This is a genomic window from Allobosea sp. GW821-FHT03A12, from assembly GCF_058986765.1.
On sequence record NZ_JBYSVZ010000003.1, the window covers coordinates 1073724 to 1094352 of the forward strand.

The following is a 20629-nucleotide window of genomic DNA, read 5'->3' on the forward strand; positions in this document are numbered from 1 at the left end:
GATCAGATTCCCAGCAGCCAGGGCGCCAGCGGGATCGGCAGACCCAGCGCGTATTTGAACATCAGGGCGCAGCCCGCCGTCATCGCGATCGCGAAGATGATCAGCTCCTTGGGCTTCACATCCTCTGCCGCGAGGCCGGAGATGATCACGACCAGCGGGCCGGAGACGAGCATGCCGAGCTGCGGCACTTTGAGCGGGCCGATCTCGAAGCCGCGGATGGTCAAGCCGAACACGACCGCCGCACCGAGCACGAAGATCACGCCGCGCCAGGACCAGCCGGCGAGCTTCTCGCCATTGTAGCGCAGCGAGTTGAAGGCGAGCAGCGCGCCGAGGCCGGCGCAGATCCAGGCGAAGGCCTTGGGCAGCATGCCCGGGCCGATCTGGCGCAGCGTCCCGGTCGGAAGGTCGCTCGACAGGATGAGCGCCAGCCCGGCGAGCGCGATCATGAACAGGCCGGCGGCCAGGTCCTGGGTCGAACGGACGCGCCAACCTCGCGCGGCCTCGATCTTGTTCAGACTCATCAATGTCCTCCGGCTCGGGTGGTTGCTGTGCGGATGGCAGGTTTCCTGCCACGCCCGTTGACGCTGAACGGCAGGACGTGGCCCTCGTCGATCAGGGTCACGCTCTCGCGCAGGATGGCGAGGAAATCGTCGCGGGCGGCGAGCTTCTGGTGCGGGCGCCAGGCGACGCCGACGAGCGCGCCGGGCGGCGGCGGGTCGAGCAGCGCGCCGCGCAGGCGCCGCATGGTGACTCCGGGAAAGCTCAGCCGCGAGACCCAGTCCGGCGCCAGCGCCATGCCGAGCCCGGCTGCGACCGCCGACATCATCGCCGGCTTCTCGGTCGCCTCGATGGTGACGTTGGGCACCGCGCCGACGCTCTCGAAATAGGCCATGACGAGGTCATAGGCGAAAGGGCGGATGCGCTTGGAAGGCACGACGAAGGGCTCGCCGACCAGGTCCTGCATGGTCAGGTACTCGCGCGCGGCCAGCGGATGGCTCTCGCTCAGCACCACGATCGGCCGCTCGACGCGCAGGATCTCGAAGGCGCAGTCGGTCGGCTTGCGGGGCGGGCGCAGCAGAGCGAGGTCGAGCTTGCCGGCCTCCAGCATCTGCACCAGCGGCGCCGTCATCGCCTCGACGAACTTGATCTCGATGCCGGGATGGCGTGAGCGGAACGTCACCAGCGCTTCCGGCACGAAGCTCGACGAGGCCGCGTCGATCGCGCCGACACGCAGCACCTTGCTGGAAGCCAGCGACGCCTCGCGCACCGAGCGCGAGGCGCGTTCCATCCGGACGAGGATAGCCTTGGCCTCCTCGAGCATGATCAGCCCGGCGCGGGTGAGCGCGACCTGCCGGGTGGTGCGGGTCAAAAGGCTGACGCCGAGCTCGTCCTCGAGCGCGCTGATCTGGCGTGAAAGGGCTGGTGGTGCGAGGCCGAGCCGCTCGGCCGCCCGGCCGAAATGCAGCTCTTCCGCCACCGCGATGAAGCATCGCAGTTGCCGCAGGTCCATGGTTGTCGCGCTCCCCTCTGGCGTATCGCTTTTTGTGATATCTGCCAGTCGTTTCGGTTATGCCCTTTAGCGCCTGGCGCCAGTTTTGCGACCCTAGAGCAATTCATAATTTATTGGCAACAAAGCCCGCGACAATGAACGCGGCATCCACAGAGGTGAATACCGCTTCAGCATCCGGGCAAAGTCGTAGTGAATTGATTTTTCGGGAGTTTATGGGTCTTGGCTGAGGCCGGTCAAGCCGTCGGGGCGTCCGCTCGCCTCGTGCTCCACAATCCGGCCACGCGGCCGTCGATCAGGGCGAGTCCGACGAAGATCGCGGCCATGCCGGCGAAATGGCGCGGCAGCAGCTCTTCGCCGAGCAGACCGGAACCAAGCAGGATGGCGCTGACCGGGATCAGGAAGGTCACCAGCATGACATTGCTCGCCCCGGCAGCGCGCATGATCCGGAAGAAGATGATGTAGGCGAGCGCTGTCGAGATCAGCGCAAGGCCGATTGCGGCGAGAATAGCCTGCTGCGAGGGCATCGGCAGCGTCCAGGGCGGGTGCAGGACAAAGACGATGGGGACGATCATCACCGTCGAGGCCGTGAGCTGCCCGGTGGCGGCGACCAGCGGCGGCATGCCGCGGAAACGCCGCCCGAACAGGCCGGAGAAAGCGTAGGAGACGGCGGCGAGGATGCAGGCGAGCTGCGCCGCGAGGTTGGAGCCGAGCCCTCCGAGCGCATCGGGGCCCATCAGGATGCCGACGCCGATCAGGCCGGCGAGGACGCCTCCCAACTTCAGCCCGGTCGCTTTCTCGCTGGCGAAGCAGTGCATCACCAGCACCGAGAAGATCGGCGTGGTCGCGTTCAGGATCGAGGCGAGGCCACTGGCGATCTGCTGCTGCCCCCAGAGGAACAGGCTGAACGGGATCAGATTGTTGAGGATGCCCATGCCGAAGAAGGCGAGCCAGAGGCTGCGCCCGACCGCCATGGAGTGGCCGGTGATCCGCACCACCAGCAGCAGGGCCAGCGCCGCCAACCCGACGCGGACCTGCACGACGGCGAAGGGCGGCCATTCCGCCACGGTGAGCTTGTTGAAGAAGAACGAGCCGCCCCACAGGATCGAGAGGGCGATTAGCAGGAGCCACTCGGTCGGGCCCATGCGGAGCGAGGGAGCAGGAGTCGGCTGTGTCATGGCGCAATCTGTCCTCGCAGGGCGGGTCATCCTGCGTCAGTAGGCGGCCGGGCAGGGCCCGGCCACCCGATTTCCGCCAAGCGCCTCAGGCTGGCTCAGCGTCGCGCAATGCCCACATCGCCTTGAAGGCCGGGCGCTGGTGCAGCTTGTCGAGCCAGGCCTTGACGTTCGGAGCGGCGTCGAAGAGCTGCGTCGCCGGCTTGGCGTAGCGGATGATCTCGGCGGTGTTGATGTCGGCCACGGTGAAGCGCCCGCCCATGACATAGCCGTTGCCGTCCGCCAGCGTCTTGTCGAGCACGGCGAATGGCGCGGCGAGTGCCTCAAGTGCCTTGCCGACGAGGGCCGGATCGCGCTTCTCCGGCGGATAGGCGGCGAGATGGTAGGTCAGGTTGAGCGCATGGGTCTCGCATTCGGTCGCGGCCCAGAGCGCCCACATCGCGGCGAGCCCTTCCTCCTGGACGTCCTTCGGCGCGACCGGGCCGCCATGCTTGCGGGCGAGGTAGAGGTTGATCGCCAGCGATTCATGCATGACGAAGCCGTCATCGTCGATCGACGGGATATGGCCGTTCGGATTGACGACCATGAACTCGGGGCTGCGGGTATGCACGGGCGCATCGGCCGCCTTCGGGTCGGGCAGGCGATAGGCCTGGATCACCGGCACGTGCTTGAAGGTGATGCCGAGCTCGTTGGCGAGCCAGACGTTGCGCGTCGCGCGCGAGCGATAGCAGCCATAGATGGTCAGTGACATGGGCAGGATTCCGGCGGGCGGGAAGGGGCTCCGAATCCGGCGGATGCGGAGAAGAAAATTCTATAGCATCGGACCGAAAAGTGGAATCCGCTTTTCGGGCAAATCCGATGCGATAACAATGTGCTAGATCATCGTGATCGCGTCCGTTCGAACGCGCGATGATCTCGGAAGCTCAGCCCAGCTGACGCAAGGTCTCGCGGGCAATGATCAGCCGCTGGATCTCGGAGGTGCCTTCGTAGATTCGGGTGATGCGGGCGTCGCGCGCATAGCGCTCGACCGGGAAGTCGCGGCAGTAGCCGGCGCCGCCATGGATCTGGATCGCCGCGTCAGTGCAGCGATGCGCCGCCTCCGAGGCGAAGAGCTTGGCCATCGAGGCTTCCTTGGCGAAGGGCTCGCCGCGATCCTTCTTCGCGGCAGCGTCGAGGATGAGCAGCCGCGCCGCATGCAGGTCGAGCTCGCGGTCGGCGATCATCCACTGCAGCCCCTGGAACTCCGAGATCGCCTGCCCGAACTGCTTGCGCTCGCGGGCATAGGACTTGGCGGCGTCCATCGCGGCGCGGGCGATGCCGAGCGAGACCGAGGCGACGCCGATGCGCCCGCCGGCGAGCTCGCCGACCGCAACGCGGAAGCCGTCATTCTCCTTGCCCATCAGATTGGCGGCAGGAACGCGCGCACCATCGAAATGGATCGTGTTCGTCGCCGAGCCGGTCTGGCCCATCTTCTTTTCGGCCTTGCTGACGCTGACCCCTGGCGTATCGGCCGGCACCAGGAAGACCGAGATGCCTTTGCCCTTGGGGGCCTCAGGGGCGGTCACGCCCCAGACCACGAAGAGCCCGGCATATTCGCCGGAGGTGATGAAGATCTTCTGGCCGTCGAGGACGTAGTCGTCGCCGTCGCGCCGGGCACGCAGCTTCATGCCGGCGGGGTCGGAGCCTGCTCCGGCCTCGGTCAGGCAGAAGGCGCCGGCCGGATAGGTGCCGTCGGCGAGCTTGGGCAGATAGGTCGATTTCTGCGCCTCGTTGCCAACGGCCTGGATGACTTCCCCGACCATGTTGGTGACCGAGGTCGTGACCGCCGTCGAGGCGCAGGCGGCGGCGAGCTCCTCCAGCGCCAAGGCGAAGGAGACGGTGCCGGCTTCGGTCCCGCCGAACAGCCCCTTGACGTTCAGCGCCATGAAGCCGTTCTCGGCGAGCAGCCTGAGGTTGGCGAGGAACTCGTTCCGGCCCTCGCCGCGGTCGAGCCGCTCGGCCAATGGCGCCAGCCGGTCGGTCGCGAGCTTGCGCGCGCTCTCGCGGATGAGCTCTTCCTCCTCGGTCAGGGCAAAATGCATGGCGGCTGCTCACTCATCGGGGACGGAAACCCCGACCTTAGAGCGCGCGGCGATGGCCGCCAATGCGCGACAGCGCCCGCCGGGGCGTGCGCAGGCGGGCGCTGTGGCTCCGTTCAGGCGGCCGGGCGCGCGACCACGCGATTGCGGCCGGCCGCCTTCGCCTCGTAGAGCGCCTGATCGGCGGCTTCGACGAGATCGAGCCAGCTCCCGGCTGCCGGGACCATTGCGGCGACACCGAAGCTCGCGGTCACGTCGAGCGGCGCGCCGTTGTCGAGTGTGAAGGGCCTGGCGAGGAGGGCGCTCCTCAGGCGTTCCGCGATCTGGTCGGGCTTCGCCGTTGGGTCGGGCAGAATGACGGCGAATTCCTCGCCGCCGAAGCGGGCGATGATGTCGGTCGGTCGCAGGGCCGCCTGCAGCCGGCGGGCCGTCTCCTTCAGCACCTCGTCGCCGGCGACATGGCCGTAGCGGTCGTTGATGCCCTTGAAATGGTCGATGTCGAGCAGGATCAGCGGCAGGGGCTGCTGCGCCGGGCGTTCGGCCAGCAGGCTCGCCGCCCGCTGTTCGAGGGCGCCGCGGTTGAGGATTCCAGTCAGCCCGTCCGTTTCCGCCAGTTGCCGGAGCTGGGCGGTCAGCCTCAGTTTTTCCTGATCGAGCGCGTCACGTTCGATCAGCTTGCTGCGTAGCGTATCCAGCGCCTTGAACAGGCTGCGGACTTCACCGCGCGCCCCAGGCGCGACGTAAGGCTGCCCTGTCTTGCCTGCCGCCAGGGCCATGACGGCGTCGCGAGCCGAGAGCAGCGGACGGAACAGCAATGTCTGGCTGGCGGCGACGAGGACGAGCTCGAGCAGTAGGGCGATCAGGGTGATGGCGCTGATGATGATCAGGAGCTGGCGCGCATGCTCACCATCGGCCTTCGTCCGCGCCATGGCGGAGTCCAGATACATGTCGCGCAGCCGTTCCAGCGAGGCGAAGGTCGGCACGATCTGGTTGGTGAAGCTGATCGTGTCGAAGCCGTAATTGCCGTCGCGGCCAGTGGCGAGGATGTCGCGATAGATCGCCATGCCCCGGCCGAAGAAATCCTCGTTCACGGCGCGCCGCATCGCTGCGATCTGCGGATCGGAGTTCTCGCCGCTCTGCTGCTCGACCAGTTGCCAGAAGCCGAGCACGCGGCCATAGGCGATGTCGTGCGCCGTGCGCTGCTCGGGGGTGATCGGCAGGCGCGCCGCGATCGAGGGGATGATGTTGGAGCCCATGCGGCCGACCTGCTCGCGAATGTCGCTGAGCATCCGGGCGATCAAGGCGGTGCCGACGAGATGGTCCGATGCGGTCGTGTTGAAGTCGCCGATCGCGGCGTCGACCAGCGCCTGAGCCGTGTCGACGACGGCGAACATCGCCTGGACGACGTCGCGGAAGTCCTGCGGTTTGCGGGCTTGCAAGGGCTGGCGGTCAAGGGTGTCGGCCAGTTGCCGAGCATGGGCCAGCGATCGTCTCGTCTCGGCCAGCTGCCGCGAAAAGCCGAGGATCGCGGAGAGGCGGTCCAGCGCCGCGTCGGTATTGGCTCGGAAGCTGGCGAGGCGCTTGCGCGAGGGACTGTCGCTGCCCGGCTCCTCACCGAGCACGCTGTTGACCGGGCCGCGCTCGGCCGAGAGATGGTTCACGGCGCGCATCACCAGCTGGAAATGCTCGAGCCGCGTCTCGCTGAGGCGGGTGGCCCGGAGCTCGCGGTAATAGGTCGTGATCAGGATCGCGCCGAGAACCACGGAGCAGCCGAGGATCACCGCGAGGGCCGCCCAGAATCGGTAGCTCAGACTATGACGCTTCGACATGCTGTGACCGGCACGAGTTCGACGCTCGCTTTGCGAGCGTGTCGACGCCGTCGAGCCGGATGGACACATGGTGTCCGCCCGGCTCCAGCTACGGCATCCTCGAAAGCTGTGTGGTGCCTTCCTTAAGATTCTGCTTCCGTCGGCCCGCGTTCCGAGCCGCTTGGCGCAGTCAGCTCGCCAGCACTCGCTGCGGCGGGAAGGTGACCTCGACCAGCGTGCCTTCCTTCTTGACGCTGGTGATGGAGAGCGCCGCCCGGTTCGCTTCGACCAGCGCCTTGGTCAAGGGCAGGCCAAGGCCGGTTCCGCCGGACTTGCGCGTCGTCGGCACCTGCCGGAACGGCTCCAGCGCCAGCTTGATCTCGTCATCGTCCATGCCGATGCCGGTGTCGCGGACCCGCAGGATCGCCTCGCCCTGGTCGCCGAGCGCGGTCGAGACGATCACCTGTCCGCCGGCATCGGTGAACTTCACCGCATTGGAGAGCAGGTTGATCACGATCTGGCGCAGCGAGCGCTCGTCGGCGACGACCGGCGGCAGCTTCGGCGCCAGCCCCGAGCGCAGCACGACGCGGCCACGCTGCGCCTCCGGCTGGAGCAGGTTCACCGCCGACAGCGCGATCTCGTTGAGATTGACGCTGCCGAAGTCGAGGTCGAGCTTGCCGGCCTCGATCTTGGCGAGGTCGAGCAGATCGTTGACCAGGCTGATGACGTAGCCGCCGGACTGGTGGATGTCGCGCAGATATTCCTTGTAGCGCTCGTTCTCGATCGGTCCGAAGCGCTCCTCGGCCATCACCTCGGCAAAGCCGATGATGGCGTTGAGCGGGGTGCGGATCTCGTGGCTGATCTTGGCGAGCACGTCGGATTTCTGCGCGCTCGCCTTCTCGGCCGCCTTGCGGGCCTCGACCAGCTCGCCTTCGGTCTTCTTCCAGGCGGTGATATCGCGCAGCACCGCGCAGAACTTGCTGTCCGGCCCCTCGGCGATGCGGCCCATGGTCATGAACAGCGGGATGCGCCCGCCCTGGCGCACGCGGCCGATGACCTCGCGGCCATCGTTCATCAGCGAGGCGACGCCGCCGCCGATCAGCCCGTCCAGATAGTCGAGCGCCGGCGAATGGCTTTCCGGCGCGAAGAGCAGGGTGAAGAGCTCGCCGGCGACCTCGCGCTGGTCATAGCCGAACAGCGCCTCGGCGCTCTTGTTGAGCGCGAGGATGCGTCCGCGCCCGTCCACGGTGACGACGCCGTCGGTGGCGGTGTCGAGCATGGCGGCGAGCTCGGAGACGCGAGCGTCGTTCGCCTGCCCCTCCAGCCGGAGCTGCTCGAGGCGCGAGGCGGCCTCTTCTTCTTCTGCCGCGAACTCGGCCGCGAGCTCCTGCTCCTCGGCCTCCTCCGGCGTCAGTATCTTGAGGTCGCCGCCCGGGACGCTGTTGCGGAAGGCCATCAGCGTCGCCGCCTCGCCTTGCCAGCTCACGCTGGAGAGCCGGCCGTCGACGCTGATCAGCCCGCCCTTGCGGTCGACCAGGATCATCGCGCCGTCGCTGCTGTGGCTCACGCCCCTGATCAGCTTGCTGACGCCGCCCGCCGCAGTGAGATCGTCGAGATCGGCATAGTCCAGCAGGTCGAGCAAGGTGCGGTTGGCGTAGAGCGCGGTCTCGTCGCGATTGACCAGCACCGCGATCGGCAGGCGGTCCAGGATCTCGGCATGGGCGTTGGCGACGCGTGCGCGCCGTTCCGAGGTCGCGGGCGGCGACGGAGCCGCGGCCGCTGTGACGGTGGGCTCCTCCTTCGCCTCGTTCGCGTCCTTTTCCCGCACGCGCAGCGGCGTTGCGGCCGGCAGGCGCGGCTCCCCGGGCTCGTTCTCCTCGCCGGCGATGCGGGCGCCGAGCGCCTTGGCGATCTCGCGGAAGGCGTTGCGCTCGGCCGAGGAGAGCAGGGTCTTCGACGGTTCGAGCACCGGGCGGACGGCAGCCAGATGGCCGTTGCGCAGCGGCACGACATTGGCCGCCGGCGCCTCAGGAGCCGGCTGTGGCGGCTCGCTCGCCTCGGGGGTATCGCCACTGTCTTCGGCTTGCTCCGCCAGGGCGTCGTCGATCGAAGCCGTGGGCTCGGCCTGCACGTCCTGGGCTTCTGCCGGCGCAGTTGCTTCAGCGGGTACGTCCGCATCAGCCGGTTCGCGGTCAGTCTCGCCCTCGTCGACCTCTGCGCGAGCCGACTCAGCCGGCATCGCCTCGACGGCTTCGTTTGAAGGAGCAGCAGCCGCGGTGTCTTCCACAAGAGCCGCGACCGGCAGTTCTGCCGCCGGGACATCGATCTCCGGCGCTGCGGACGCAGCTTCTTCTTCCGGCGCTTCCCGCTCGGGAAAGGCCTCGTTGGCTTGCGAGCGCGTCAGGCCGAAGCCGCGAAAGCCGGCGGGATTGCGCTCGCCGTCGAACAGCGGAAAGCCCGAGAGCTCGACACGCGCGCCTTCGGCGGGGGACACGCGCCACAACACCGCCCGGCCGCTCCAGGTCGAGGAGGTCGCGAGGCGCGTCGCCAAGTCGCCATCGAGGTCGACGATGTCGCTCGCGAGCAGTGCGGGCCAGTTGCGCCCCTGTGTGGTGCACGCAGTCTCGGGGCCGACGAGCTCGGCGAAGTCCTGCGACAGGCTGACCAGCGTCCCGTCGAGATCGCTTTCCCAGAGGAAGCGTAGATTGGCGCGGCGTTGCCGCATAGGTGATTCGGCTTCGGCACCCGTCGCGGGCGATGCCGTCGCGGGCACAGCAGAGGAGGGCGCGCCAGCTGCCGGCTGGGCCAGCGCGTCCTCCTTCGGAACGACGATGCCGAGGCGGCGCAATTCGGAAGCGGTGACGCCGATGGCGAGCGCCGGACCGGAACCGGTCTCGACACGCTTGCAGCCGCAGGTCACGAGCCCCGCCAGCGAGGCGCCGAGCCGCAATCTTTCCAGCCTCAGTGCCGTCGGCGAGGCAAGTCCGCCGGCGAGCAGGCGCAAACGCTCGCGCGTCGCTGCCGGCAGCCGCGCCGCTCCGCCGAAGGAGTCGAGCAGCGCCCGGCCGCCGGCATTGGCGAAGGCCGGCGCATCGGCGCCGGCTGGCCAGAGCAGCAGTGCCCCTTGACCGGCGAAGCCCGCGAGTGCGGGATCCTGCGCCAGGGCGCCGGCAAGGCCGTTCCAATCCTGTCCGGATTCGCTCATTCCGCTCCGCTCATCTGCTGGCGACTCCAGCCCGCGCGAATATACCTAACAAATCTTTAATAGACGCGCGAGCAGGGCGAATCCATGTGGGAACCTGCCCTCTCCCCTGACGTTTCCAAACAGCGTTAATATGCCCCCGCTGCCTTCTCGCGGGCGGCATTGTCATTGCACTGCAATAATGATATTGCAGTGCACAATAGCGGCGCGACGTCGGAGACGGCGCGAACGCCAGGCTCGGTCGCAGGAGGACCCACCATGGACGGCAAGCTTCCCTACGAAGTTCCCACCGAGATGCGCGAGTTCGCCGAGAAGAGCGTCGACCAGGCCCGCAAGGCGTTCGACGGCTTCATTGGTGCCGCCCAGAAGGCGGTCGACAGCGCTCACGGCTCGGCCGAGTCGGCCCGCGTCAACGTGCAGGACATGACCAAGAAGGCGATGTCCTATGCCGAGAACAACATCGCGGCGGCCTTCGATCTCGCCGACAAGCTCGTCAAGTCGAAGGACATGAACGAGGTGCTCCAGCACCAGTCCGAATTCCTCAAGGCCCAGATGGCCGCGCTGCAGACGCAGCTCAAGGACGTCGGCACCAGCGTGCAGGACGCCGCCAAGAAGGCGGCCGAGACCGCCGCCAAGGCGACCAAGCTGAAGTGAGGCCTTGAGCGCCGCGGGCGCGGAGCAGGCTTTCACGACGAAACGGCCGGGCGCCGGCGCATGATTCTGCGAGCGGTTGATACATCCCGCCGGAGCATGCCCGGGGTCCGGTTTTGTCGATCGCGCAGGCGCGCCCTGCCGGAACCGTGAAGGAGAGATCCGATGGCTAAGCAGACTATCCCTGGCAAGGCGCCGATCAGCCTCGCGCCGGTCAAGGCCCTGAGCGAGCCGAAGCCGGCTGCGCCGGTCGTGCCGGTCAAGGCTCCCGAAGCCAAGCCGGCGGAAGCCGCGCCGGTGGCGGCGGTGAAGCCCACGGCCGCGCCTGTCGCAGTTGCGCCCGTCGCCAAGGCCGAGGCCAAGCCCGCTGCCATCGTTCCCCAGTCCGCCGCTCCCAAGCCCGCCGCTCCCGTGCCGGCTGCCCCGCAGCCCATCGCTCAGCCGGTGGCGAAGCCTGCTGCCGTCGTGGCTGCGCCCGTCGCCAAGGTGGAGGCTGCCGCCGCTCCCAAGCCCGCCGCTCCCGTCGCGACCGCCCCGCAGCCCGTCGCCCAGCCGGTGGTGAAGCCGGTTGCCGTGGCTGTCCCGGCGCCCGCAGCGAAGCGTGCTGCCGATTCTGCCAAGCGCGTCGCGCCGCAGAAGACCAAGGTCGCGAAGCCGGCCGCCAAGGTCGCCGCTCCTGTCGCAAAGATCGAAGCCGGCAAGGCCGCGGCTGCGAAGCCTGCGCTGACCAAGCCGGTGGCTGTGCCGGCGCCGGCCAAGCGCGTCGCCGAGCCGGTCAAGGCGCAGCCCGCCCCCGCCAAGGTCGAGCCGGTTGTGGTGAAGCCGGTGGCTCCTGTCGCCGCAAAGCCCGCTCCCGCGCCGGCCAAGCTGGTCGAAGTCACTCCGCCGGCCAAGCCGGCTGCTGCGCCTGCCGTTGTCGCGCCCGTGCTCGCCAAGCCGGTCGAGGCGACGAAGCCGGTCGCCATCCCCGCTTTCCCGGCCATCGCCTGGCTCCAGCCGACGCTGGCGCTGACGCGCGCCTTCGGCGCGGTCCAGGCCAAGGTGCTCGACCATGCCTGCGCCGAGCTGAAGGCGACGCTGGGGGAGGTCGAGACGCTGGCGCGCACGCAGAGCGCCGCGGACGCCGTCGCGCTCCAGGCCAAGGCCTTCCGTCGCAGCTACGAATCCTTCGCCGCCCATCTCGGCGATCTCGCCGCGACGGCCCGCCAGGAGCTGCCGCGCCGTTGATTTCGAAAGCCGGCGTGGTTTTCCACGCCGGCCTGCATTTCGCCGTTGCATTCGGCGAGGCGTGGCACTAGGTTCCGCGCCGTCCCCGGACCGCTTCCGAGCGCCGCGACACAAGGCGCAAGCCGTGCAGCCATAGCTCAGTTGGTTAGAGCGCTAGATTGTGGATCTAGAGGTCCCCCGTTCAAGCCGGGGTGGCTGTACCATCTTCCTCCTCCATTCCCATCGTTCCCGAGATTGCGCGCCGGCCCTGCGCTGGCCTAGCTTGCCGCGCCGCGCGGCATAGCGCCGCCAGCTTCGGGAGTGCTCCATGCCCAGCAAGATCGATCTCCTCAATCCCGCCTCGCTCTCGCCGCCGACGGGCTATTCGCATGTCGCGATCGTCAAGTCGGAGCGGCAGATTCATGTTTCCGGCCAAGTCGCATTCGATCCCATGGGCAAGGTGGTCGGGGAGGGCGACATCGCCGCCCAGGCCGAGCAGGTCTACGCCAATCTCGCCGCCGCCCTGGCCGCCGCCGGCACCGACTTCACCAAGGTGTTCAAGCTGGTGACCTATGTCGTCGGGCTCTCCACCGAGAAGGCGGTCGCCGTGCGCAAGGTCCGTCTGAAATACCTCGGCGAGGGTCCCTATCCGGCGAGCACCATGGTCGGCGTCACCGCGCTCGTCGATCCACGCCTGCTGATTGAGATCGAGGCGATCGCGGCGCTCGATTGAGGCGCCGCCCGCAGGACTTGCGGCAAGCCAACCCGCTCGCCATATCTCGGTCACGCGGTTGGGTTCGCCTTTCGCGTGCGGGGTGCTGCGCAAGCGGGCTCCGATAGTTCCAGAGGCGCCTTTCAAAGGGCTTCGTGATGACGCGTCCGCCTAGCCTGTCGCATCCCTTCCTGCTCGGCTTCGACGATATCGAGCGGGCACTCGACCGTGTCGCCAAAGGCGCCGGCGATGGCTATCCGCCCTACAATATCGAGCGCATGCCGCGCACGGAGGATGAGCCCGACAAGCTCAGGATCACGCTCGCGGTGGCCGGGTTCTCGCGCGACCAGCTCGAGATCACGCTGGAGGAAAACCAGCTGACCATCCGCGGCCGGCAGGTCGACGACAAGACGCGACACTTTCTGCATCGCGGCATCGCCGCGCGGCAGTTCCAGCGCTCCTTCCTGCTCGCCGACGGCATGCAGGTCCTGGGGGCTGATCTCTCCAACGGGCTGCTCGCGATTGATCTGGCCCGTCCGGAACCGGAACGGCTCGTCCGGCGTATCGATATCATGAGCCGCGACTAGGCCCCTGAGGGCTACAGAAGGTCTTTACGAGGGGGCATGCGGTTTGCCTTCCGTTCATGATCAAGGATGCACAATCAAACCGCCTCGCACTGCTCTGAAGGAGGGCGCGATGACTGAGACCAGAAACAACCCTCTGACCACGGCCGAATTCGCCGCCCTCGGCAACGGCCAGGTCGCCTATCTCAAGCCGATCATGTCGGATGAGTTGGCCCGCATTTTCCCGCAGGCCCCGGACATCGAGCCTGGCCTGCAGCTCTTCGCGCTGCTCGCGGCCGATGGCGCACCGATCCTGGTGACCGATTCCCGCGAGGCCGCGACGGCCAATGCCTGGGAGCACGATCTCCGGATGGTCAGCCTGCACTGACCCGAACTGTCTATGCCGTCGCGGGCGCGATGCCCTCGACGGCGGCGACGAGGCGGGCGATGTCCTCCGGCGTCGACAGGCGATGGTCGCCGTCCTTGATCAGGGTCAGCACGACCGGATCGTGCGGCAGGTGCTCGATCAGCCTGAGCGCCTGGCCATAGGGCACATCGGGATCCTTCATTCCCTGCAGGATGTGGACGGGGCAGCCGGTTTCGAGCGGCTGCCCGAACAGGAGATGACGCCGCCCGTCCTCGATCAGCGCGCGTGTGATCGGCATCGGCTCCGGCGAGTATTCCGACGGCCGCTGCCAGACGCCGTCCCTGATGATCGTCTCGCGGATCGCCTCCGGCATCTGCGCCCACATCAGCTCTTCGGTGAAGTCGACCGCCGGCGCGATCAGCACGAGGCCGGCCGGCTGCAACCGCGGTGCGGTCATGCGCAGTTTCAGCGTCGTCAGAAGTGCGACCCAGCCGCCCATGGAGGAGCCGACCAGGACGGCGGGACCCTGCGCGTGGGCGGCCAGCACCGCCTGCGCATCCTCGATCCAGTGCGACATCGTCCAATCGGCGAACTCGCCACTGGATTCGCCATGGCCGGCATAGTCGAAGCGGATGAAGGCGCGCCCCGTGCGCTCCGCCCAGGCGGCGAGCGCCTCAGCCTTGGTGGCGCGCATGTCCGAGCGCAGGCCGCCAAGCCAGACCACCGGCGGGCCCTTGCCGGCCAGCGCCAGCACCGCGATCTCGCGGCGCTCGCTGCCGGTCCCGACGCTCAGAAATTGCGGCTCAGGCCTCATCACTCTATTCTCTCCTGTGATGAACCGGGCGAAAGCAGGCATCGCGTGCTGCAATCCCGCCCGATTTAGTGATCATCACGACCTCGATAGCATCGGCGAGTCGCCAAGCAGAAGGCCCATTCAAGCAGTGAACACCTCCCTGCGTTCCGGCGCGCAACTCTCCCTGCCGTCGACCGAGACGCATCCGCTGGCCGGGCGCACCGTGCTGCAGATCATCCCGGAGCTGGAGGCCGGTGGCGCAGAGCGCACCGCTGTCGACATCGCCGCCGGGCTGACCGAGGTCGGCGCGCGGGCGCTGGTCGCGACGGAGGGTGGGCGGCTCGTCGCCGAACTGCAGGCCAAGGGCGGCATCTGGCTGCCATTTCCGGCCGCAGCCAAGAACCCGGTCTCGATGCTGCTCAACGTGCGCACCTTCGCGCTGCTCTGCAAGCGCGAGCGGGTCGAGCTCGTCCATGCCCGCTCGCGGGCGCCGGCCTGGGTCGCGCTGGCGGCGACGCGAGCGCTGAAGCTGCCCTTCGTCACCACCTATCACGGCTCCTACAACGCCCGCTCGTCTGTGAAGAACCAGTACAATTCAGTGATGGCGCGCGGCGACGTCGTCATCGCCAATTCCGGCTACACCGCCGACCTGATCCGCGCCCGCCATCCCTTCGCCCGGGACCGCATCCGCGTCGTCCATCGTGGCACCGATTTCTCTTCCTTCGCACCATCGGCTGTGAGCCCGGAGCGGATCAGCGCCCTGCGCAGTGCCTGGGGCGTCGAGCCGCATCAGCGCATCGTGCTGCTGCCGGGCCGGCTCACTAGCTGGAAAGGCCAGAAGGTGCTGATCGAGGCGGCGCGCCAATTGCGCGATGCCGGGGACGAGGACACCGCCTTCATCCTCGCCGGCGATGCGCAAGGGCGCGATGGCTATGTCCGCGAGCTCGACGACGCCATCGCCAAGGCCAAGCTCGAAGGCCGGGTCCGCCGCGTCGGCCATTGCTCGGACATGCCGGCCGCTTTCCTGGCCGCTGCGGTCGTCGCTGTGCCCTCGACCGAGCCGGAAGCCTTCGGCCGCGTCGCCGTCGAGGCGCAGGCCATGGGCACTCCGGTCGTCGTCTCCAATCTCGGTGCCGTGCCGGAAACGGTGCTGGCGCCGCCGCAGGTCGCGCCGCAGGAGCGCTCCGGCTGGCATGTCCCGCCCGATGATGCGGCGGCGCTCGCAGAGGCTCTGCGCGAGGCGCTGGCGCTGCGCCCCTCCGCCCGCGATGCGCTGGCGCGCCGCGCCCGGCTGCATGTCGAGCGCCACTTCTCATTGGCCTCGATGGTCAATGACACACTCGATGTCTATTGCGCCCTGCTCGGGCGCTGAACCCGTCTGATCCATTGACAACGCTTCGCGTTGTGCAATGTGTCTCACCAACGGCGCGATGCGCGCCATTCACAGGAGAATACAGCCATTCGTCGTCCCTTCCGTGCCGCACCAGCCCCCGTCAAGGACGGTCCCCGCGCCAACCGCGACATTCGTGGCGTCCGCGACGTCCAGCTCATCGATGATACCGGCGCCAACCGTGGCGTGGTCTCGTTCTTCGAGGCGCTCAAGATTGCTGAGGACGCCGGTCTCGATTTGGTCGAGATCGCCCCCAATTCTGTGCCGCCCGTCTGCAAGATCCTTGACTATGGCCGCTTCCGCTTCCTCGAGCAGAAGAAGGCGTCCGAGGCGCGCAAGAAGCAGCGCACCATCGAGATCAAGGAAATCAAGCTTCGCCCCGGCATCGACAAGCACGACTACGACGTGAAGATGAAGGCGATGCACGGCTTCTTCGAGGAAGGCGACAAGGTGAAGGTCACCCTGCGCTTCCGCGGCCGCGAGATGGCGCACCAGGACCTCGGCGTGAAGGTGCTGGAGCGGGTCAAGGCCGACACGGTCGAGGTCGCCAAGGTCGAGAGCGACTGGCAGCTCGAAGGCCGCCAGATGGTCATGGTGCTCGCGCCCCGATAAGGCGCGGGGCCTGCGCGCCGCGCTTATGGCGTCGCATTCGGATCTGCCTTCCACCAAGCCCGGCCGTCTCGGCCGGGCTTTGTCGTTTCGTCGGTGTGCTAGCTGACGGAGCGGATGATCTCGCGATAGGTCGTCTCCGGGAACGCCTTCAGCGTTTCCGAGCGGACATTGCCGAGCATGGCGAGCCGCAGGCAGAAGCGCGCCTGCGCCGCATCGTCGGGCGCCTCGCAGACCAGGACCATGTCGTATGTGCCCATGGTCATGAAGAAGGCTCTGAACTCGCCGCCCATGTCTTTCAGCACCTGCTTGGCCGCATCGAGGCGGTTGGGCGAGTCCTTGAGGTTGCGTGCGCCCTGGTCGGTCCAGTTGAGCAGCATGATGTAGGTGGTCATGGCGCTTCTCCCCGAAAGGCCCGGCCTTTCGTCGGAAGCTGCCTACGGCGGCCCGCTTGTCGCCGTGCGGTTCCGGATGGGCCGTTGACCATCCGCCGGGCCTGCCTCGCCACTCTAGCACCGCCGGCGGATAGCGGGCAGCGCCTATGGGTTGAGCAGCCGCTTGAGTTTCCTCACTGCGCTGTCCGGCGTCGTCAGGACCGGCTTGCCTGTCGCTGCCGCGACCGCCGGAGCCGCCCGCGCCAGGCTGAACTGCGCCAGCGCGACCGCGTCGCACTCCGCCAGATCGCGCGCAGCCAGTCCCGCCAGCCGGTCGTGCTCGGCTGCGTCGCCGCGATCGAGCGCGGCGAGCGCGCCCTCCGCCAGCTTCGGCGTGACCGTCAGCGATTCCGGAAATTCGGGCGGCATCGATTGCAGCGACGGCCCGAAACTGGCGAGGAGGCCAATTCGGCCGCCGATCGCCATGGCTTCCTCGATCATCGCCTCGTTCGGCTTCAGCACGGGAAGAGGTGACAGCGCGCGCTGCACCGCCTCGATGCAGGGCCCGAAGGCCGAGCAGGTGAAGAGGACGCCGTCTGCGCCGGTGGCGCGTGCATAGCTGGCTAGACTCAGAAAGCGCCCGGTCATCGCCTCTGTGATCCGCCCGTCGCGGGCGAGATCGGCCGAGAGGCTGTCGTCGAGCAGGTTCATCAGCGTGGCCTCTGGCCACAGCCGCGCGAACGCCGCCTCGATTGGAGGCGGCGAATGGCGCAGCGCATGGATCAGCGCGATCCGCATGATCAGCCCTTACCGGATCGGATGCGGATATTGCAGCCCGCCACGCGAGGCGAGGTCGTTCAGACCGCGCTTCAACTGCAGCTTCGAGCCCGCACCGACATTGCGCTCGAAGCTCTCGCCGTAATTGCCGATATGTTTGATCACGCGATAGGCCCAGTCATTGCTGAGGCCGAGGCCCTCGCCGAACTTGCCCTCGACGCCGAGCAGCCGCTTGATCTCGGGATTGCCCGATTTCAGCTGCTCGTCGACATTGGCCTTGGTCACGCCGAACTCCTCGGCGTTGAGCATGGCGTAGTGCACCCATTTCACCAGCGCGACCCAGCTCTCGTCGCCGCGCTTCACCGCCGGGCCGAGCGGCTCGCGCGAGATCAGCGTCGGCAGCACGACGAAGTCGTCGGGCTTGGAGAATTTCAGCCGCTCGGCGGCAAGGCCCGAAGTGTCGGTGGTGAAGGCGTCACAGCGCCCGGCCTCCAGCGCCTTGACGCCCTCCTCATTGGTGGCGAAGCCGATGATCTCGTATTTCAGCTTATTGGCGCGGAAGAAGTCGGCGAGGTTGAGCTCGGTCGTCGTGCCTTGCGTCACGCAGATCGAGGCGCCCTCCAATCCCTTCGCTTCGGCGACCCCGAGCGACTTGCGGACCATGAAGCCCTGGCCGTCGAAATAGTTGATGATCGGCCAGGACATGCCGGCTGAGGTGTCGCGCGACATCGTATAGGTCGCGTTGCGGGCGAGCATGTCGACCTCGCCCGACTGCACCACGACGAAGCGCATCTGCGGCGTGGTCGGCACGAACCTGACCTTGTTCGGGTCGTTGAAGATCGCCGCGGCGACGGCGCGGCACAGATCGATGTCGAGCCCGTCCCAGCGCCCGTCCGGCCCCTGGATGCCGAAGCCGGGCAGGGCGATGTGGTTGCCGCAGATCAGTTCGCCGCGCGCCTTGACGCGGTCGAGCGTGCCGGTCTGGGCACTCGCCGCGCTGGTAAAGCCGAGCGCGGCGAGCCCGGCCAAAGCCACATGTTTCAGTCGTTTCATGATCGTTCCCCTGTTGTGGAAGTACCGGGCTCTTGCCGGCCCGGATCGTGGTGAGCCTTCAGGCCGGTCGGGCCGAGGCCAAGGTCGCATCGAGCGCGTCGCCGAGCCGCTCGACGATGGTGTCCACGGTCGCGGCGTCGATGATGAAGGGCGGTGCCAGCAGGACATGGTCGCCGGCGGTGCCGTCGGCCGTGCCGCCCATCGGGTAGATCAAGAGGCCGCGCTCCTGCGCCGCCTGCTTGATCCTGGCGTTGAGCTTCAGGGCCGGATCGAAGGGCGTCTTGCTCGAGCGGTCGGCGACGATCTCGACGCCCCAGAAATGGCCGCGCCCACGGATGTCGCCGACATGATGGTGATTGCCGAAGCGCTCGCGCAGGCGCTGCTCCAGCCGCGCGCCCTGCCTGCGGACATTGGCGAGCAGGTCGTCGCGCTCGATCACCTGCTGCACCGCCAGCGCGGTGGCGCAGGCGAGGGGGTGGCCGACATAGGTCTGGCTGTGCGGGAAGATGCCCGAGCCCTGCCTGACCGCTTCGACGACCCGCTTCGAGGCCAGCATGGCGCCGATCGGCGCATAGCCGCCGCCCAGTCCCTTGGCGATCGCCATCAAATCGGGCGCGATGCCTTCCTGCTCGCAGGCGTGCAGCGAGCCGGTGCGGCCCATGCCGCTCATCACCTCGTCGAGGACCAGCAGCACGCCATGACGATCGCAGATCTCGCGGATGCGCTTGAAATAGCCGGGCGCGGCCGGCACCGCGCCGAGCGTCGCGCCGACCACCGTCTCGGCGACGAAGGCGCAGACCGTTTCCGGCCCGAGCTCCAGGATCTTCGCCTCGAGCTCGTCGGCCATACGCAGCCCGTATTCCTCGCTGGTCTCGTCGGCGCGGCGGCCGCGATACTCATAGCAGGGCGAGATATGATGGCCCTGCATCAGCATCTGCTCGAAGGGAGCACGATCCTTCATCCGCCCGCCGACCGAGAGCGCGCCGAGCGTGATGCCGTGATAGCTCTGCTGCCGCGAGATGAAGTTGACTCGGCTTCTCTCGCCCTTCTCCACGAAATAATGCCGGGCCATCTTCAGGCAGGCTTCGATCGCCTCCGAGCCGGAGCTGCAGAAATAGACCGACTCCATCCCGGCCGGCGCCCGCGCAATCAGATGGTCGGCGAGCTCTTCGGCTGCGTCGGTGGTGAAGAAGCTGGTGTGGGCGTAAGCGAGCTTGTCGATCTGCGCATGCATCGCCGCCAGCACGTCGGGATGGGCGTGGCCGAGGCAGGAGACGGCAGCCCCGCCCGAGGCGTCGATATGCTCGCGCCCGTTGCGGTCGCGCAGCACCATGCCCTCGCCGCCGGTCGCGGCCGGATAGCTCTTGTTCAGCATGCGATGCAGGATGTGGCTCATCGATGGCCTCGCCTGATGGATTTGGGGGTGAGGAAGGTGCCGGCCGCGTCGAGGGCGGCTTCATGGCGGGCGATCGCGTCGAGCGCGGCCTTGCCCTTGCGCGCGGTCATTAGCGCCGCCAGGCATTCGACCGCGGCGAAAGCCGGCGTCATCGTGTGGAAGAAGGACGGCGTCTCGGTCCGGACCAGCAGCGCGACGTCGGCAATGGCGGCGAGCGGGGAGAGCGCGCTGTCGGTCAGCGCCACCACCTTCGCTCCCCGTTGCTGCGCAATTTCGGCGGCCTGCACGGTCAGGCGCGTATAGGGGGCGACCGAGACGGCAAAGAGCGCATCGCCCGGGCCGATCCGGCGCAGCGCGTCGATGCCGCGCCCGCCGGCGCCGTCGGCGAGTACGGAGCCGGCGCCGATCAGGTCGCGGATATAGTCGAGCATAAAGGCGGCCGGGAAAGCCGAGCGCAGGCCGAAGCAGAATACAGTCTGCGCCTCGCTCAAGAGGTCAGCGGCTTGCTCGAAGCGGGCGAGCGCAAGCGGCTCGCGCAGCGCTTTCAGATGCTCGGTCAATGCCGCGAACATGTCCTGTGCGATCGCGCTCGGGCCTTCCTCGCCATGGCGCTGCATCAATTCGCCGGCGCGGCCGGCAAAACCCTCCGGTCGCCGCCGCAACGCTGCCGCGTGGACGGCACGGAGTTCGTCATAGCCCTTGAGGCCGAAGCGTTGCGCCAGCCGGGTGAGGGTGGCTGGCGACAGGCCGGCGCGCTTGGCCTGCTCGCGCGTCGTCAGCAACGCGACATCGGCCGGATGATCGAGCACCCAGCGCGCCGCCGCCTGCAATTGCTGCGGCAATTGCTCGAAGCTCTCGGTGAGGCTCGCCGTCAGGCCGGGCTTGTCCATGCGGTGGACGTTAGCAGGGGAGATTAGAATCTGAAACAGATTCTTTGGCATAGTCAGATTGAAACATTTGTTTCACAT

20 protein-coding genes and 1 tRNA gene are annotated in these 20629 nt (G+C 67.8%); 8 read left to right on the forward strand and 13 right to left on the reverse strand.

Annotated features, from left to right (window positions below; translation table 11 throughout):
• Nucleotides 1–2: 2 nt before the first annotated feature.
• From AC3WLC_RS12605 to AC3WLC_RS12635, 7 genes are all read right to left on the reverse strand, one after another.
• Nucleotides 3–521, reverse strand: coding sequence for a tripartite tricarboxylate transporter TctB family protein (locus tag AC3WLC_RS12605; protein ID WP_493684250.1), 519 nt, complete (start codon nt 519–521; stop codon nt 3–5).
• Nucleotides 521–1510 (reverse strand): LysR family transcriptional regulator, encoded by a 990-nt coding sequence (locus AC3WLC_RS12610; protein WP_493684251.1) that lies wholly within the window; start codon nt 1508–1510, stop codon nt 521–523. Before AC3WLC_RS12610 ends, AC3WLC_RS12605 begins: the two co-directional genes overlap by 1 nt.
• A gap of 233 nt (nt 1511–1743) precedes the next feature.
• Nucleotides 1744–2685 (reverse strand): DMT family transporter, encoded by a 942-nt coding sequence (locus AC3WLC_RS12615; RefSeq protein ID WP_493684252.1) that lies wholly within the window; start codon nt 2683–2685, stop codon nt 1744–1746.
• An 85-nt stretch (nt 2686–2770) separates the two neighbouring features.
• Nucleotides 2771–3433, reverse strand: coding sequence for a glutathione S-transferase family protein (locus AC3WLC_RS12620; RefSeq protein WP_493684253.1), 663 nt, complete (start codon nt 3431–3433; stop codon nt 2771–2773).
• A gap of 172 nt (nt 3434–3605) precedes the next feature.
• Complete coding sequence (locus AC3WLC_RS12625) at nt 3606–4763, reverse strand: acyl-CoA dehydrogenase family protein (protein ID WP_493684254.1); 1158 nt, start codon at nt 4761–4763, stop codon at nt 3606–3608.
• Nucleotides 4764–4876: 113 nt separating this feature from the next.
• Nucleotides 4877–6589: a GGDEF domain-containing protein gene (locus AC3WLC_RS12630; protein ID WP_493684255.1), complete on the reverse strand. Its 1713-nt coding sequence runs from the start codon at nt 6587–6589 to the stop codon at nt 4877–4879.
• 169 nt (nt 6590–6758) lie between these two features.
• The gene (locus tag AC3WLC_RS12635; RefSeq protein ID WP_493684256.1) at nt 6759–9773 is read right to left on the reverse strand and encodes a PAS domain-containing sensor histidine kinase; all 3015 of its coding nucleotides are present in this window, start codon (nt 9771–9773) and stop codon (nt 6759–6761) included.
• Nucleotides 9774–10028: 255 nt separating this feature from the next.
• On the opposite strand from AC3WLC_RS12635, the gene AC3WLC_RS12640 reads away from it, so the two are divergent.
• The 6 genes from AC3WLC_RS12640 (at nt 10029) to AC3WLC_RS12665 (ending at nt 13290) form a co-directional block, all read left to right on the forward strand.
• Nucleotides 10029–10424 carry a phasin gene (locus tag AC3WLC_RS12640; RefSeq protein ID WP_092155557.1) on the forward strand — a complete coding sequence of 132 codons (396 nt, stop codon included), beginning with the start codon at nt 10029–10031 and terminating at the stop codon, nt 10422–10424.
• Between the two features lie 162 nt (nt 10425–10586).
• Nucleotides 10587–11648 (forward strand): hypothetical protein, encoded by a 1062-nt coding sequence (locus tag AC3WLC_RS12645; RefSeq protein WP_493684257.1) that lies wholly within the window; start codon nt 10587–10589, stop codon nt 11646–11648.
• A 126-nt stretch (nt 11649–11774) separates the two neighbouring features.
• Nucleotides 11775–11851 (forward strand) — tRNA-His (locus tag AC3WLC_RS12650).
• 104 nt (nt 11852–11955) lie between these two features.
• Nucleotides 11956–12360 carry a RidA family protein gene (locus AC3WLC_RS12655; protein ID WP_493684258.1) on the forward strand — a complete coding sequence of 135 codons (405 nt, stop codon included), beginning with the start codon at nt 11956–11958 and terminating at the stop codon, nt 12358–12360.
• A gap of 137 nt (nt 12361–12497) precedes the next feature.
• Complete coding sequence (locus AC3WLC_RS12660) at nt 12498–12926, forward strand: Hsp20 family protein (protein ID WP_091831716.1); 429 nt, start codon at nt 12498–12500, stop codon at nt 12924–12926.
• 109 nt (nt 12927–13035) lie between these two features.
• Nucleotides 13036–13290, forward strand: a complete 255-nt coding sequence (locus tag AC3WLC_RS12665; protein WP_091831714.1) for a BQ00720 family protein — start codon at nt 13036–13038, stop codon at nt 13288–13290.
• Between the two features lie 10 nt (nt 13291–13300).
• Here the strand turns inward: AC3WLC_RS12665 and AC3WLC_RS12670 are convergent, their stop codons facing one another.
• Nucleotides 13301–14083 carry an alpha/beta hydrolase gene (locus AC3WLC_RS12670; protein ID WP_493684553.1) on the reverse strand — a complete coding sequence of 261 codons (783 nt, stop codon included), beginning with the start codon at nt 14081–14083 and terminating at the stop codon, nt 13301–13303.
• A 127-nt stretch (nt 14084–14210) separates the two neighbouring features.
• Between AC3WLC_RS12670 and AC3WLC_RS12675 the strand changes: the two genes are divergently transcribed.
• Complete coding sequence (locus tag AC3WLC_RS12675; protein ID WP_493684259.1) at nt 14211–15434, forward strand: glycosyltransferase; 1224 nt, start codon at nt 14211–14213, stop codon at nt 15432–15434.
• 87 nt (nt 15435–15521) lie between these two features.
• A complete protein-coding gene (infC, locus tag AC3WLC_RS12680) occupies nt 15522–16064 on the forward strand; it encodes a translation initiation factor IF-3 (RefSeq protein WP_092155826.1) in 543 nt (180 codons plus the stop codon).
• A 98-nt stretch (nt 16065–16162) separates the two neighbouring features.
• Here the strand turns inward: infC and AC3WLC_RS12685 are convergent, their stop codons facing one another.
• The 5 genes from AC3WLC_RS12685 to AC3WLC_RS12705 form a co-directional block, all read right to left on the reverse strand.
• On the reverse strand, nt 16163–16456 hold the full coding sequence (locus AC3WLC_RS12685) for a GYD domain-containing protein (protein ID WP_493684260.1): 294 nt from the start codon (nt 16454–16456) through the stop codon (nt 16163–16165).
• Nucleotides 16457–16600: 144 nt separating this feature from the next.
• Complete coding sequence (locus AC3WLC_RS12690) at nt 16601–17233, reverse strand: aspartate/glutamate racemase family protein (RefSeq protein ID WP_493684261.1); 633 nt, start codon at nt 17231–17233, stop codon at nt 16601–16603.
• Nucleotides 17234–17242: 9 nt separating this feature from the next.
• The gene (locus AC3WLC_RS12695; protein WP_493684262.1) at nt 17243–18265 is read right to left on the reverse strand and encodes an amino acid ABC transporter substrate-binding protein; all 1023 of its coding nucleotides are present in this window, start codon (nt 18263–18265) and stop codon (nt 17243–17245) included.
• Nucleotides 18266–18323: 58 nt separating this feature from the next.
• Complete coding sequence (locus AC3WLC_RS12700; protein ID WP_493684263.1) at nt 18324–19661, reverse strand: aspartate aminotransferase family protein; 1338 nt, start codon at nt 19659–19661, stop codon at nt 18324–18326.
• The gene (locus tag AC3WLC_RS12705; RefSeq protein WP_493684264.1) at nt 19658–20551 is read right to left on the reverse strand and encodes a MurR/RpiR family transcriptional regulator; all 894 of its coding nucleotides are present in this window, start codon (nt 20549–20551) and stop codon (nt 19658–19660) included. The genes AC3WLC_RS12700 and AC3WLC_RS12705 overlap by 4 nt, the downstream gene beginning before the upstream one ends.
• Nucleotides 20552–20629 lie beyond the last annotated feature (78 nt).

What these genes read in the sequence shown, in the direction of transcription:
- AC3WLC_RS12605 (WP_493684250.1), bottom strand. Translation starts at nt 521, where the DNA reads ATGAGTCTGAACAAGATCGAGGCCGCGCGAGGTTGGCGCGTCCGTTCG.
- AC3WLC_RS12610 (WP_493684251.1), bottom strand. Translation starts at nt 1,510, where the DNA reads ATGGACCTGCGGCAACTGCGATGCTTCATCGCGGTGGCGGAAGAGCTG.
- AC3WLC_RS12615 (WP_493684252.1), bottom strand. Translation starts at nt 2,685, where the DNA reads ATGACACAGCCGACTCCTGCTCCCTCGCTCCGCATGGGCCCGACCGAG.
- AC3WLC_RS12620 (WP_493684253.1), bottom strand. Translation starts at nt 3,433, where the DNA reads ATGTCACTGACCATCTATGGCTGCTATCGCTCGCGCGCGACGCGCAAC.
- AC3WLC_RS12625 (WP_493684254.1), bottom strand. Translation starts at nt 4,763, where the DNA reads ATGCATTTTGCCCTGACCGAGGAGGAAGAGCTCATCCGCGAGAGCGCG.
- AC3WLC_RS12630 (WP_493684255.1), bottom strand. Translation starts at nt 6,589, where the DNA reads ATGTCGAAGCGTCATAGTCTGAGCTACCGATTCTGGGCGGCCCTCGCG.
- AC3WLC_RS12635 (WP_493684256.1), bottom strand. Translation starts at nt 9,773, where the DNA reads ATGAGCGAATCCGGACAGGATTGGAACGGCCTTGCCGGCGCCCTGGCG.
- AC3WLC_RS12640 (WP_092155557.1), top strand. Translation starts at nt 10,029, where the DNA reads ATGGACGGCAAGCTTCCCTACGAAGTTCCCACCGAGATGCGCGAGTTC.
- AC3WLC_RS12645 (WP_493684257.1), top strand. Translation starts at nt 10,587, where the DNA reads ATGGCTAAGCAGACTATCCCTGGCAAGGCGCCGATCAGCCTCGCGCCG.
- AC3WLC_RS12655 (WP_493684258.1), top strand. Translation starts at nt 11,956, where the DNA reads ATGCCCAGCAAGATCGATCTCCTCAATCCCGCCTCGCTCTCGCCGCCG.
- AC3WLC_RS12660 (WP_091831716.1), top strand. Translation starts at nt 12,498, where the DNA reads ATGACGCGTCCGCCTAGCCTGTCGCATCCCTTCCTGCTCGGCTTCGAC.
- AC3WLC_RS12665 (WP_091831714.1), top strand. Translation starts at nt 13,036, where the DNA reads ATGACTGAGACCAGAAACAACCCTCTGACCACGGCCGAATTCGCCGCC.
- AC3WLC_RS12670 (WP_493684553.1), bottom strand. Translation starts at nt 14,083, where the DNA reads ATGAGGCCTGAGCCGCAATTTCTGAGCGTCGGGACCGGCAGCGAGCGC.
- AC3WLC_RS12685 (WP_493684260.1), bottom strand. Translation starts at nt 16,456, where the DNA reads ATGACCACCTACATCATGCTGCTCAACTGGACCGACCAGGGCGCACGC.
- AC3WLC_RS12690 (WP_493684261.1), bottom strand. Translation starts at nt 17,233, where the DNA reads ATGCGGATCGCGCTGATCCATGCGCTGCGCCATTCGCCGCCTCCAATC.
- AC3WLC_RS12695 (WP_493684262.1), bottom strand. Translation starts at nt 18,265, where the DNA reads ATGAAACGACTGAAACATGTGGCTTTGGCCGGGCTCGCCGCGCTCGGC.
- AC3WLC_RS12700 (WP_493684263.1), bottom strand. Translation starts at nt 19,661, where the DNA reads ATGAGCCACATCCTGCATCGCATGCTGAACAAGAGCTATCCGGCCGCG.
- AC3WLC_RS12705 (WP_493684264.1), bottom strand. Translation starts at nt 20,551, where the DNA reads ATGGACAAGCCCGGCCTGACGGCGAGCCTCACCGAGAGCTTCGAGCAA.